Source organism: Noviherbaspirillum sp. Root189 (assembly GCF_001428545.1).
Taxonomy (GTDB): domain Bacteria; phylum Pseudomonadota; class Gammaproteobacteria; order Burkholderiales; family Burkholderiaceae_D; genus Noviherbaspirillum.
Genome location: NZ_LMHZ01000004.1, coordinates 89,419 through 102,523, shown reverse-complemented (window position 1 = coordinate 102,523; position 13,105 = coordinate 89,419). Strand labels below are relative to the sequence as shown.

Sequence of the window (13,105 nt, the reverse complement as noted above, 5' to 3'; positions counted from 1 at the left end):
CGGCTGTCGAACCGGCGTGCAACCGGTTCACTCTGCTTATTTATATCCGCAATTATCCGCGATCGCACACTGACAGGATGCTTGGAAAAGAAGGGTGAAGTCAACCCAATCCCACTTACCGTAGCCATGCAATGAAGCTTTTGTTTCTGCTCCTTAGCGATCAGACAAAGGTATCCACCATGCCCTGACCTGATGACGTCGGTGCGACACGTCCGACACGTATCGGCTCATCGCTGCGACCATTGCTGCTGTTTCCGTTATCGATTTCGCGACGAGCGTGCGAAGCCTGCTGATCCTGGGCGCCTTGCTGGTTTGCCGAGCCGCTATTCACCGTTGCCTGACCGAGCTGAATACCTGCTTCGCCAAGCATTTCACGCAGCTTGGGCATCGCGGCTTCCAGGGCTTGCCGCACCTCCGGCTGCGCTGCCGTAAAGGTCGCGTTGGCGTGCGAATTGCTGACGCTCAGGACGACTTGCAGTGGTCCGAGATCGGGTGGGTTGAGTGTGAGCGAGGCGGATTGCTGTTCCCCTGCGACCATCCAGACAACCTTCTGGCTCAATGCCTGATCCCATCCTGGTGAGCCTACTGCGGGCGTCAGTTTGGCGGCCGCCTGTGCGGCGACGGCGTTCTGGCTCTGGAGGTGCATCATGGCGACTGCCTGTCCCGGTTGCATGCCAGTCGTGCCGTTTGCGCTGACGGCTGCGAGCGAATCCTTGATTTGCGAGGCGAAATCGTGGCTGCCTTCCGACTCGGCCAGCGCGTTTTTCAACGCACGTCCCTGGGCTTCCAGGTCCACGGTCTCCAGGCGGGTCTTCCAGTCTTCGCTGGCAGCATTCAATGTGCCGGCATCGGCGTTGGTGTCGCTGCCTTGTGCCCGCGGATCAGGCGCGGCTGTGGTGTCCGGGCGGATTAGTCCGGCGGCGGCAAGCATCTGTCCGGCGTCCGTGGTTCCAATATCACTCGTCGCTGTATTGGCGGTGTCCGAGACCTGGGTCGCTGCAATGCTCATCTGGTTCAGGTTTGCTACCAACGCGAGCAGTTCGTCGGAAACATGCGACGCGGATTTCTCTGCCTCGTCGGCAGTGCCACTCGCATCGGCTGACTTGGTTTCCGAGTTTGACCCGGCTTTCCCGTCGCGGGATGGCTTTGCTTCTGCTGATTTTGCCGGCTTCGGTGTGTTCCCTGAATTTGCAGGACCGGTCGGCTGCTGACTGGCGTGGGGCGCTGAAGCATCCTTGCTCTTCACGGATTCGGGCGCCTTCTCACGCATCGAGACTTCGCGTGACAGCACCTGTCCGAAGGATGCGCCGGCATTGGCATTGTCGGTTTGCTTGTTGGTTGTCGGCGTGGAAAAAAGATTTGCCGGATTGGTAACCTGTGATGTCTGCATGTGTGGCCTACCGTTTGTAATTTGCCAGGCGGGTTGCGTACTCGTCCATCATTTTCTGGTCGCGCTTGCCTTCCTTGCGCTGCTCTATCTGCTGCTTTCGTGCCACGAGCGTACCGTACGAGATGCGCTGACGTTCGGCGTCTTGCCATGCCGTGCGCTCATCGCCGACGCGGCGCTTCGCATCGTCCACGATGCGCTGCTGGCCGGCGATCGCCGTATCCAGCTTTTCAAGGAAAAGCTGGAAGTTCCGGTATCCCGCCGCACTGATGCCGCCAGCGAGTCCTGCCTTGAAGCGTGCTTCGTAATCGTCCCGGTATTGCAGCAACATGTTCAGCTTCTGTTCCGTGTCGTCGCATGCGCGAACGGCTTGCCCGAGACGTTTGGCCGCCTCGTCAGTCTGAGTCGTTGCCAGTTCGATAAGTGTTTCGAGCGCAGAATGTGTTGCCATGATTTATTATAGTTCTGCGCTTTGGCAATCTAAGCTTCGAATAGGGCAGCAAGTTGCCCCAAGCTCTCTGCTATGCCGGCGCGTTCGCCGATGCCCTGCTGCAGGAAGGCTTCGATACGGGGATTCAAGGCGATGGCCTGATCGAGTACAGGATCCGAACCGGCGCTGTAGGCGCCGACGCTGATCAGGTCGCGGTTGCGCAGATAGCGTGAGTAGAGTTGCTTCACCCGGCGCATGAGTTTCTGATGTTCGTCGCTGGTGATGCTGTGCATTGCCCGGCTAATCGATTGCTCGACGTCGATAGCCGGATAGTGACCGGCTTCAGCCAGGCTGCGGTTGAGCACGATATGGCCGTCAAGGATCGCTCGCGCGGAGTCGGCAATGGGATCTTGCTGATCGTCGCCTTCGGTCAACACTGTGTAGAACGCGGTAATCGAACCTCCGCCCGTCTTGCCGTTGCCCGCGCGTTCGACCAGCGTTGGCAATTTGGCAAACACGGATGGTGGATAACCCTTGGTTGCCGGGGGTTCACCGATGGCAAGCGCAATTTCCCGCTGCGCCATCGCGTAACGCGTCAGCGAATCCATGATCAGCAAGACGCTTTTACCCTGGTCGCGAAAGTACTCCGCGATGGTGTGCGTATAAGCGGCGCCTTGCAAGCGCATCAGGGGCGGTGTGTCTGCCGGTGCTGCGACCACGACCGAACGCGCAAGTCCGACGGTGCCGAGAATCTGTTCAATGAATTCCTTCACCTCGCGGCCCCGTTCGCCGATCAGGCCGACCACAATGACGTCTGCGCTGGTATAGCGCGCCATCATGCCGAGCAAGACACTTTTACCAACGCCGGAGCCGGCGAACAGGCCCATGCGCTGGCCGCGGCCCACGGTCAGCATGCTGTTGATGGCACGGACACCGGTATCGAGGACCTCGCTGATCGGCGCACGGTTGAGCGGGTTGGCAGCGCGCACATTGAGTGGCGCGGAGTGTATGGCGTTCAGGGGACCGAGCGAATCCAGCGGACGGCCCGCGCCATCGAGCACGCGCCCAAGCAATTCATCGCCAACAGGCAGATGTCGGCCGCGATCGCTGGGGCGTCGGCGTGGATGGTCGACGGTACCGGGGCGGGGCAGGCTTTGCACTACCTCCACCGGGAACACGCGGGTACCCGGCACCACGCCGTCCACGTCGCTTTGCGGCATCAGGAAAAGCTTGTCGTTGTCAAACCCGACCACCTCTGCTTCAATCCTGGCGCCGCCGTTGAGGGGAACGGTACAGGCGCTTCCTACCGCGAGCTTGAGCCCGACGGCTTCCATGACCAGACCGGCGACGCGGGTCACACGTCCCGAGACCTGCATCGGTTCGGGAATGGTGGCAAGCGAGCGGCAGTCACGCAAATAAGCTTGCCAGCGTTCGGTATGGGTACGGTTCATTCGAGCCAGTCGCTTTGCTTGCCGAAGGCATCGGCGATGCGCTGCCAGCGTACCTGTGGTGAAGCATCGATCTGGTTGCTCGCGGTTTCGACGCGGCAGCCGCCGCGAGCGAGATGCGTGTCTTCGGTGACGCGCCATCCGTTGCGCTGCAATTCTTCGCCCATATGCTCACGAACGATGGCCGCATCAGCCGGATGCAGGGCAATCAAGGCGGGCTGCTGCACGGTAGGCAGGTAGCGAATGGCTTCGTTGACGATGGGCAGGACCAGCTCGGGCTTGATTGTCAGAGAGGTTTTGATCATTGCCTTGGCAAGATCGAGCGCCAGGTTGAGCATTTCGTCGGCAACGGTCTCGCTCGCCTTGGTCAGCTCGCCACTAAAGCTGGTGGCGATTTGCTGAACCCGGACTAATTCTCGTGCGAGTTCGACCCGTGCGGCTTCCTGTCCCGCGGCCTGACCCTGGGCAAAGCCGGCGTCGTAACCCTCCTTGTGGCCATGTACACGCGCTTCTTCCTTCTGGATGGCCAGCTGCTCGGCGGCGAGCTTGGCAGCGGCGGCATTGTCCTCTTTGGTGCTGGGACGCTCGTCTCCAAACGACGCCATTTCCCAGCGCTGATAAGCGGATAGCTGCTCTTTCGGGATGACTGTGGAGCTCATGTTATTGGTCCGGAGTAAATGGAGTGGTGCTGTGCTGCTATGGCGCCGGCCAAGGCGATCCCGACTGCATAGCCGCTACTACACAAATGCATCGTCGCCCTTGGCGCCGAGGATAATCTGGCCTTCGTCAGCAAGACGGCGCACGATCTGCAGGATCTCTTTCTGCTGGGCTTCGACTTCGGACAGACGTACCGGCCCTTTCGATTCCAGGTCCTCGCGCATCATTTCTGCCGCGCGTTGCGACATGTTCTTGAAGATCTTGTCGCGCAGCTCCTGACTGGCACCCTTGAGCGCCACGATCAGGGATTCGGACTGGACTTCGCGCAACAATACCTGGATGCCACGGTCGTCGATATCGATGATGTTGTCGAACACGAACATCTCATCCATGATCTTCTGCGCCATGTCGCTGTCGTAGTTCTTCAGGTTGTCCATCACCGAAGTCTCGATGTCGCCGGACAGGAAGTTGAGAATTTCAGCCGCGGCACGTACGCCGCCGATCGGCTTCTTCTTCAGATTTTCGTTACCCGCCATCAGCTTGGTCAGCACTTCATTCAACTCGCGCAGCGCCGCAGGTTGCACACCATCCAGCGTGGCAATGCGCAACACCACGTCATTGCGCAGGCGCTCGGTGAAATAGGTCAGCACTTCGCAGGCGTGATAGCGCTCAAGGTGCACGAGAATGGTGGCAATGATCTGCGGATGTTCATTGCGGATCAAATCCGCGACCGATTGCGAATCCATCCACTTCAGGCTTTCGATGCCGCTTGCATCCCGTGTGCCGAGGATGCGGTTAAGCAGCGACGAAGCCTTGTCCTCGCCCAACGCCTTGGTCAGCACCGTGCGGATATATTCATCCGAGTCCAGGCCGAGGGAGGTGTTCTGTTCTGTCTCCGAACGAAAATCATCCAGCACGGCTTCCAGTTGTTCGCTGGCGATCGCCTTCATGCTCGACATCGCTGCGCCGAGTTTTTGCACTTCACGCGGGCCGAGGTATTTCATCACCTCCGCCGCTTCTTCCTCGCCCAGGGCGAGCATCAGGATTGCTCCCTTGAGAACGCCATCCTCACTCATTTGTTCCTACCCATGCCTTGACTACGTTTGCGACCATTTTCGGGTCATTTCTTGCCAATTCCTTTGCCGCGTCCAGGTTGTCCTGATACGTGCGCGGCTTGGTCCCCATCGGTTCGGGCTCATGTGCGATATGCACAATCGCATCCTCATCCTCTTCTTCCACTGGCGGAGGCGGCGGCGCGAACTGCGCGGCGATCCGGCGGATCAACGGGCGCAGCACGCCAAAGAACAGATACGCCAGGATGATTGCGCCAAGCAGGTATTTACCCGCACTGATCGCCAGAGGAATGGCTTCAGGGCGCTTCCACAAGGGCTCATCGGGGATGATTTCTTTTTCCTGGCCGGCGAACGGGCTGTTGACCACGTTGAGCGAGTCGCCACGCTCCTTGCTGAAGCCCATGGCTTCCCGGACTAGATCGGTGATCTGGGTTTTCTCGGCCTCGGTCAGCGGTTTCATCGTGACCTTGCCGTCCTTGGCGACTTCTTTCCTGTAGTTGACTACCACTGCGACTGACAGGCGCTTCAGGCCTCCCATCGGCTGCTGAACATAGCGCACTGTCTTGTCGACTTCATAATTGACGGTCATGTCCTTCTGCGCATTGACCGGTGCGGCACCGCTGGCGTTTGCGTTGGCCGGTACGCCGGGCGCACTCGCCGCAGGGGCAGTCAGTGGCGCGGTTGCGGGAGCAGGGGGCTGATTCGACAACGCGCCGGGTACGCCGGAGGCATTGATCGGCGTACCGCTTTGCGTCTCGCTGCTCTGCTGGCTGCGAATGGCGGCAGCGTTCGGTGTGCCATTTGGCTTGTAAATCTCGGCCGCCTGCTCGACGGTGGAGAAATCAACATCCGCAGTCGCTTCCGCACGCACATTTGCCTCGCCGACGATGGGCGTCAGGATGGATTCAATGCGCTTGACGATACTTTGCTGCAGTTCGTGGACATACTTGAGCTGCGACGGGTCGAGTCCATTGCGCCCCGCTTTCTTGTCGTTGTCAGAGAGGAGGCTGCCATTCTGATCGACCACGGTGACGTTCTTGGTCGGCAGGTCGGGCACACTGCTCGCGACCAGATGCACGATGGCGCTGACCTGCTGCTGATCCAGACTGCGGCCTGGATGCAGGTTGAGCAAGACAGACGCTGTCGGCTTTTGCTGATCGCGCACGAAGACCGAGGATTTCGGCAGTGCGAGGTGTACGCGCGCTGCCTGAACGGCCGCGACCGACTGGATGGAGCGAGCCAGTTCGCCTTCAAGCGCACGCTGGAAATTGACTTGCTCAAGGAACTGCGACACGCCGAGCTTCTGGTTTTCCATCAGCTCGAAACCGACGCTGCCGCCTTTCGGCAAGCCTTCGGAAGCAAGCTTCAGGCGTGCGTCATGTACCTGGGTTGCCGGAACGAGAATCGCGTTACCGCCTTCGGAAAATTTGTACGGCACGTTCATCTGCTGCAGCGAAGCGACAATCGCGCCGCCGTCGCGGTCAGAGAAGTTGGAAAACAACACACGATAGTCGGGTGTCTGGCTCCATAGCCAGACACCCGACATCACGGCGAGCACTGCGGCTACGCCGAGCATCAGGAAAAAATTCCGTCCCCCCGGGGTCTGCGCAAAACCGACGATGCCGCCGGGCGCGGATGGGACAACGGCGTTTTCGCCCGCTATCGCCATGATCCGTCTTTCCAGGTGCTGCCGTTCATGAAATTCCCTTGCATGTCTGCTTCACTATATTCGTTTAAATCCATTTGCCCGATTACCTGGACTATCTTGCGAACACACTTGATGCCGTCGGCCCGTCCGATGCGGATGCAATAGCTCACGGCCCGGTAGTTCGAGCTATTTGGCTTAGTATGGGATTGTCGTCCTGTTGCAGGAATTTAATCGTTTGAACAGAGCGCTGTTTTTGCCCTTTATCATGCGAAAAAAGGGCTTTTTAGCGTGCTACCTTAGTGCTGTGAAAAAGGGCATCCTGGCAATGTGCCGGGTGGAGGATGAGATATGAAGACAGGAATGATCGATTCCAGCCGCATCGAAGCGATGATATCGCAACTCAAGGCAGCGGCGACACGGCCGGAAAACGGCGTTAAAGGGATTCATGACGAGGTGGCAGGCAACGAGCCGGCGGCCAAGGTCGACTTTGCCAGTGCACTCAAGGCCAGCCTGGACCAGGTGAACGGCGCGCAGAGAAAATCCGAGGACATGGCCAAGCGTTTTGTGCTCGGTGATGACAGCGTCAATTTGTCGGATGTGATGATCAATTCGCAGAAGGCCAATATTGCGTTCCAGGCAACCGTGCAAGTGCGGAATAAACTGGTGTCGGCGTATCACGACATCATGAACATGCAAGTGTGACGGATGGGATGGGAATGGGTGTCAACGCAATTGAGACCCATCCCTACCCTAACCCTCTTCTACGCGGGCCGCCTTGAAGGGGAGGGAACCTGGACAGGGGTTCGTCCTGAAGTTATCCGAACATTCAACAACCTGGCAACGCAAAAATTCAAGGGGCCGCAACTGCGGCCCTTTGGTTTTTTGAAGCAAGCTTCAACGCCACGCGGTATCAACCCATCCCGGTCGCCCGCGCATTACGCTCGCGTTCCAGCTTGGTAATGTAGCGCTGCACCGCTCCCAGCATTGACGCAGCCGGATTAACATACATGCATCCGAGCTTACGTATGGACTTGCCGCTGGTCAGCGTCAGATCGTGAGAATTGCGGATCTGTAAATCGACGGAAACCGGTGCGCCGCCAGGGAGGTCAAGCCGGCAATCCTTGTAGGTCTTGCCAATGGTGTTGTCGAGTACCTTTTTTTCATCAATAACACCGATGCCACCGCCGCTGATGTCCTTCAGGCTAACAACAACCGTCGATGCGGCGATACCAGCCACTTCATCCGCCGGGATGCGAATGGTGCAGCGCAACGGTGTTGCTACCGGAGTCGGAACCCGGTAATGCTCGCGGCGCTGCAAGCGGATCATGTTGGTCGGCAGCGAGATATACAAGGCCGGCAGATTGTCATACAGGCACTCCTTCACCTTGTCGGTGAAAAACATGACACGGATATTGTCGAGGACGGTCTCGAAAGATATGTTGTCGCTGTCAAGGATGCGCTGGTTGGTGATGTTACTGGGCGCACGGTCGATCACCACCATGCCGCTGTCTTCATCCACCTCCAGCACGGAAGTGACGACGGCATCGGCGCCGCCATCTGCCTGCATGCTCACCAGTTGGTTGCGCTCGCACATGGCGCGCAGCAAGCCAAGGATTTCACGCTTGGAGTGTACCTGATAGGGACTGACGTCTTCGGTCCCGAACTTCGTATTGAATACCATGTATGTTCTACTAATATGCTGTCTGTTTAGGGGCGTGGTTTGGGGCCCTTGTCGCCAGTGTGCTTCATTGCGTCGATATGGTAAAGCCATGCAAGCAATTCCGCCACAACTCTGTACAGTGCTGGCGGAATATTGCGGTCCAGATCAACTTGCATCAGCAATGCGACCAGTTCCTTCGATTCATGCACGAACACGCCATGTTCTTTTGCCCGCCTGATGATCTCTTCGGCAATCAGGCCCCGGCCGGTGGCGACGACCTTCGGCGCGAGGTCGCCGGTCTGATAGGCGAGGGCGACGGCGTTCTGCGTAGTGTCAGGTTTGTTCATCGCGCTTGACCAGAAGGGCATCCAGCGAGGCGCCGGAAATCTCGATCCGTTCCGCGAGCTTGCCGCCATGTTGACGCAGGAATTCCGCCGTTGAATCGCTGTCGACTTCAACCCGAACCTGCACGCTGTCGCCTACCAGCCGGATACTGGCAGCAACGTTGCCAAGATGCGGCAGCTCGAAACGGACCTCGCTGTTCCAGACCGGATTCTGGACGCCAGCTGGCGTGTGTTCGGGGGTATCTTCGCTGACTTCCCATTCCATTTGCTGGCCCGGCCAGAGCTCACCCTGCCAGCGAACCTGATGCTGTTCCAGAGTATTGAGCTGTGAATGCACGATACGGGCGGCTTCGGGATCGAGGGTGGGTAACGGCAATTGACTAGAGGTCATCAGGTCGGCGTCCGTTCTGGCCGAGTTGGCGATCTGGAGTTGGCTATCGCGCACCAGCATGGTTTGCCGGGTTGCCGAATCGGCCAATGATGTTTTTTGCGAGGCGGACTCTGCTGTCTCTCCGTCCGCCCCAGCCAGCTGAGCCTGTGGCTCGCGCGCAAGATCAGCCAACGTACGACTGCCGCTGATCCACTCCCGCAAATGCGATTCGTAGAACAAGCCGCTGTTCGATAATCCTTCCTGCATCGCGGCAGCGAGGCGTTGCGGGTCAAGTCCGGGCGCGTTCAACAACGGTGTGCGGGCGGTGACCGCGGTCGGCGAACCCTGTTGCTGTGCCGATTCAAGCAATTGGGCAATCAAGCGACCTGTGGTGCTGAGGGAGGCCGGAGCGCTACCCCCTTGCTGGTTCAGCAGGAAAGTGGGGCGCGGTTCACGCGCCAGAAAAACCATCTGAAGTGTATCGCCGACCCGCGTGCCGACCGGAAGCGCCATACGTGCTGCCGTGTCGGCAAGTTTGACCAGATAGGTTCCATCGTCCAGCACCGAATCGACGGTTGCCTGGACTTCCCGCCCTATCGCAATCTGGGTAAGCCGCCGATAAACTTCCTGGCGCGCGTCGGTTGCCGAGGTCGCCGATGAGACCGGCGCCGTCGATGCAGGGGGACGAGGTGTTCCTTGGTCGGCCAGTGGCCGGGGCGAATTGAGGTCGGCCCGCGGCAGCATGGCCGTCAGCCGTTCTGGTTCGCGCCGTAGGTCTGGGCGAGTTTGCGTTCCGTACCGTTACTTTTCATCATTGCCGACAGGCGCGCCATCCATGGCTCGGTGATATCCCGGATCTGACGATCGTCCTCAAGAATCTTCTTGATGATTCTTGTTTTATGTTCGCGGGCGGTCTGCGTCAAAGGTTCGCGCGGTTGGTCATTGCGCTTAATGATTTCGACTTGGCTTGAGCAACGCGATTCGAGCGCTGCCAGTTGTTCCCAATCGCCGGTGCGGGCAGCTGCCAGCATCTGATCCGTAATGTCGGCAACGGTCTCATAGAGAGAAATAATTTCCTGGTTGTCCATAGTCAGGCTTTCACAAAACGGGACGTTTGAGGTGCGAGCGGGTCGTAGGCAGCGGGTTGTGGAGCGGCCTGGGTTTGCTGAGTCGCCGCGGGTGCCGGTGTAATCGATTCCCAAGCGTCCTTTAATCCCTTGAGCAGCTGGTGAACTTCTTCTAGAGCCTGCGGCTGGTTTTTCAGGTTGGCAATCACCAGCCTGTTCGCCATGTATTCATACAGTGCGTCAAGGTTTAGTGCGATTTCGCCGCCAACTTTCTTGTCGAGACTGGCCCGTAGACCGTTTTCGATAATAGAAATTGCCTTGGAAATCGACTTTCCCTTATTCGGAATATCTCCGGCCTGCATTTGATGCAGCGCGGACGAAACTGCAACCATGGCGCCGTCGAAAAGCATTACTACCAACTTGTGAGGGCTGGCCGACGCCACGCCGGTCTCAACCCCGACATTCGCGTATGCGCTTGCGCCACTACGTGCTGATCCAAACATCTAATTCCCCTTTTACTCGATCGTGGGCAGATTTGCTAATTGCTGTGCCAGATAGTTGCTGGTCTGAGTCATGTTCGACAGCAAAACATCCAGGGCAGTAAACTGTGCTCGGTAACGCTTCTCCGTTTCCGCGAGACGGTCGTTGATACGCTCTCTCTGCTGGTCAATTCTCTTGAGGGAGTCGTTAATGCCATTTATGCGGGATGCGACCACGCCGTCTTCACCAAGCAGAGTAGTGGCAAGCTTTTGAAACTGATACGCATATCCCTTGGTGTAACTCACCGTGCCCCGGTCGCCGATGGTGGTACCGGTGATTTGCAGCTTTAGTCCTTCCGCGGGATTTCCTTCCGCCCCGGTCAGATACTGTCCCGATCCAGTGGCGACGGCGCCGTTAATGGTGCCTGCCACATTCAGGCCATCTACGATGGTCGGTGATGCACCGATAATCCCAGCCTTTCCGTTGCCTCCGGAGATGCTGATGTTCGATGCGGAGCCGTAGCGTGCCGAGGTGAGTGTAATGACACCTCCTGCCTGACTTACGCTAACAGTTGACCCTGCACCCGAAAACGCGCTCGCGCCATTGATTTTGGCTTGAATGTCCTGGATTAGTGCATCGGCATTGGCATAAGTCCCGTGACTAAGCGTTACGGTGGCTGTATTGCCGTCAAGTTTCACTTCTAGCCGGTCATTGCTGCTATCAATGGTCAGGTTGGCAACGCCTTGCCCCACTGTCTTCCCCTGCGTCGCGAGCTGAGTCACGTTAAGCGCGTACGTGCCAGGAGCGGTCTTGTCTGTCGAACCAGTATAGGAGACAAGGCTGTCAGTCGTCCTGCCGACCGCGGAAAACAATCCGGCTATATCGGCGGGATTGCTGCTGATCGCTTTTTGCAGCTTGTCATTGTCGACCGCAAGTGTGCCATCCTTCTGGAGCGATACACCGATCTGCGGCAACAGAGTATACGTGCCGTTTCCAGCGACCGGGCTTGTCAGGAGGCTTCTCAACTGCGTCTGGATGATGCGAACTGTGGAATCACCGTTCAACGCGGCTGCCTGTTTCGTATCCGCATTGTAGGACGATACGTTTTTCAGCGTCTGGTTGACCTGATTGAAAGCGGTGACGAACTGCCCGACCGCCGTGGTGATGCCAGCCGTGTCCCGTGCAACGGTGATGGATGTCGGGCTGCCTGCATTGGTCTTGTTCAGCGTAAGGGTGGCGCCTGCGATCATGTCGGTGATCGTGTTCGACGGCTTGGAAACCACGATACCGTCTACCTTGAGTTCTGCGTTTTGGGCGGTGATGGTTTCCGAGAAAGCTTGGTTGACGGGAGCACCAGCAGGGTTGTGGCTGAGCAGGGCGGCAAGCGGCCCGTCTCCTTCCACGGATATCTTCATGCTGCTGGCCTTGCCTGTCGTCTGCTGCGTAAGGACTAGCCGGTGGGGATTCGTGCCGCCATCATTGATAATTGCAGCGGTCACGCCAATGCCCGCATTATTAATCGCGTCCCGTATGCCGGCCAGTGAATTGTTGCTGGTATCTATCTTGACCGTTTTTGTACCCGCGCCACTGCTCTGGAAGGAGGCATTTGAGTATTTGCCGGTATCGCTGTCAAAAGTGCCAGTCTCGCCAAGGTTGATGGTGCCGAAATCGAAGGTAATGACTCCGGTGCCGATCGCAACCGACGAACTGGCTTGGCCGGCCGATGCCAGTTTTTGAGCCTGAGCGAGCTTGCTGACCTCCAGCGAGTAAGTGCCCGGTGCCGCATTGCTGCTGGCGCTGGCACTGACAATGGATGAATCTGAGGAGCTGACCTTGAATGCCTGGAATTTGCTTCCGTCACCAAGAGCTTGCACTGCTGATTGGAACGTGGACAATGAACTTTTCAGCGCGCCGATCGCCGACAGCTTGGACTTGATGCTGGTTTCCTGCTTGCTGAGGTTCGTAAGGGGGCGTTGTTCAACTGACATCAACTGGCTGATAATGCTGTTGATGTCTAGATTTGAGCCGATACCGGGAGATGAGAGAGCCACGCGCGTCCCCTATGGAAAAACACAATGTAACTCGTTTACGGCGAAGTCAAAGCAGACTTTAGAAACTGATTTCCCTATCTGTTCGCGTCCTACGCCTTTTGTCGAATCAGCAATCCCGAAACCTGATTAAGTGCTTTCGAGATTTTGAGTGCTTCTTCGGACGGAATCTGGCGTAGTACTTCCTGAGTTTGCTGATCGATAACCTTGACAATAGTCCGGTTACTGTCTTCATCAACCGAGAACTCCAGATTGGCTGATTGTGTCTGCATTGCCTTGTTGAGATCCTTGACCGCCTGCTCGAGAGTGCTTAGGTCAGGTACCGCACCGGGTTGCTGGACAGTGGAGAGAGGGACGGCGGAACTCGCTACGGAACGGATGGCGACCGGGGCGCCGGCCGCCACGTTTCCCTTTTGAAGTGCGGTGTCGGTAGCGGGGAGCGTCGCCGAACTGTTGGTAGGTTGGATTGCCATGATGATCTCTCTTCAAGTGG

Annotated in this window: 14 protein-coding genes; 1 reads left to right on the top strand and 13 read right to left on the bottom strand. The window is 57.9% G+C overall.

Annotation, left to right across the window (positions count from 1 at the left end; genetic code table 11):
- Nucleotides 1-160 precede the first annotated feature (160 nt).
- The 6 genes from ASE07_RS03455 to fliF form a co-directional block, all read right to left on the bottom strand.
- Nucleotides 161-1,390, bottom strand: a complete 1,230-nt coding sequence (locus ASE07_RS03455) for a flagellar hook-length control protein FliK (RefSeq protein WP_057289408.1) — start codon at nt 1,388-1,390, stop codon at nt 161-163.
- A gap of 7 nt (nt 1,391-1,397) precedes the next feature.
- Nucleotides 1,398-1,838, bottom strand: coding sequence for a flagellar export protein FliJ (gene fliJ, locus ASE07_RS03450; protein ID WP_057289407.1), 441 nt, complete (start codon nt 1,836-1,838; stop codon nt 1,398-1,400).
- A gap of 29 nt (nt 1,839-1,867) precedes the next feature.
- The gene (gene fliI, locus ASE07_RS03445) at nt 1,868-3,268 is read right to left on the bottom strand and encodes a flagellar protein export ATPase FliI (protein ID WP_057289406.1); all 1,401 of its coding nucleotides are present in this window, start codon (nt 3,266-3,268) and stop codon (nt 1,868-1,870) included.
- Entirely contained in the window at nt 3,265-3,924 is a 660-nt protein-coding gene (locus tag ASE07_RS03440) for a flagellar assembly protein FliH (RefSeq protein ID WP_057289405.1), read from the bottom strand. Before ASE07_RS03440 ends, fliI begins: the two co-directional genes overlap by 4 nt.
- A 78-nt stretch (nt 3,925-4,002) precedes the next feature.
- Entirely contained in the window at nt 4,003-4,998 is a 996-nt protein-coding gene (gene fliG, locus ASE07_RS03435; protein WP_057289404.1) for a flagellar motor switch protein FliG, read from the bottom strand.
- On the bottom strand, nt 4,991-6,664 hold the full coding sequence (fliF, locus tag ASE07_RS03430; RefSeq protein WP_057289403.1) for a flagellar basal-body MS-ring/collar protein FliF: 1,674 nt from the start codon (nt 6,662-6,664) through the stop codon (nt 4,991-4,993). The genes fliG and fliF overlap by 8 nt, the downstream gene beginning before the upstream one ends.
- Before the next feature lie 327 nt (nt 6,665-6,991).
- Here fliF and fliE point away from each other — a divergent pair, with 327 nt between their 5' ends.
- Nucleotides 6,992-7,345, top strand: coding sequence for a flagellar hook-basal body complex protein FliE (fliE, locus tag ASE07_RS03425; protein WP_057289402.1), 354 nt, complete (start codon nt 6,992-6,994; stop codon nt 7,343-7,345).
- Between the two features lie 208 nt (nt 7,346-7,553).
- On the opposite strand, the gene ASE07_RS03420 is transcribed toward fliE, so the two are convergent.
- The 7 genes from ASE07_RS03420 to ASE07_RS27905 form a co-directional block, all read right to left on the bottom strand.
- Nucleotides 7,554-8,324, bottom strand: coding sequence for a flagellar brake protein (locus ASE07_RS03420; protein WP_057289401.1), 771 nt, complete (start codon nt 8,322-8,324; stop codon nt 7,554-7,556).
- 26 nt (nt 8,325-8,350) lie between these two features.
- On the bottom strand, nt 8,351-8,650 hold the full coding sequence (locus ASE07_RS03415; RefSeq protein ID WP_057289400.1) for an EscU/YscU/HrcU family type III secretion system export apparatus switch protein: 300 nt from the start codon (nt 8,648-8,650) through the stop codon (nt 8,351-8,353).
- Complete coding sequence (gene fliK / locus ASE07_RS03410; protein ID WP_057289399.1) at nt 8,637-9,761, bottom strand: flagellar hook-length control protein FliK; 1,125 nt, start codon at nt 9,759-9,761, stop codon at nt 8,637-8,639. Before fliK ends, ASE07_RS03415 begins: the two co-directional genes overlap by 14 nt.
- A 5-nt stretch (nt 9,762-9,766) precedes the next feature.
- A complete protein-coding gene (locus ASE07_RS03405) occupies nt 9,767-10,105 on the bottom strand; it encodes a flagellar protein FliT (protein ID WP_057289398.1) in 339 nt (112 codons plus the stop codon).
- A gap of 2 nt (nt 10,106-10,107) precedes the next feature.
- A complete protein-coding gene (fliS, locus tag ASE07_RS03400; protein ID WP_057289397.1) occupies nt 10,108-10,587 on the bottom strand; it encodes a flagellar export chaperone FliS in 480 nt (159 codons plus the stop codon).
- 12 nt (nt 10,588-10,599) lie between these two features.
- The gene (fliD, locus tag ASE07_RS03395; protein WP_082583931.1) at nt 10,600-12,615 is read right to left on the bottom strand and encodes a flagellar filament capping protein FliD; all 2,016 of its coding nucleotides are present in this window, start codon (nt 12,613-12,615) and stop codon (nt 10,600-10,602) included.
- A gap of 89 nt (nt 12,616-12,704) precedes the next feature.
- Nucleotides 12,705-13,085 (bottom strand): flagellar protein FlaG, encoded by a 381-nt coding sequence (locus ASE07_RS27905; protein WP_082583930.1) that lies wholly within the window; start codon nt 13,083-13,085, stop codon nt 12,705-12,707.
- Between the last annotated feature and the right edge of the window lie 20 nt (nt 13,086-13,105).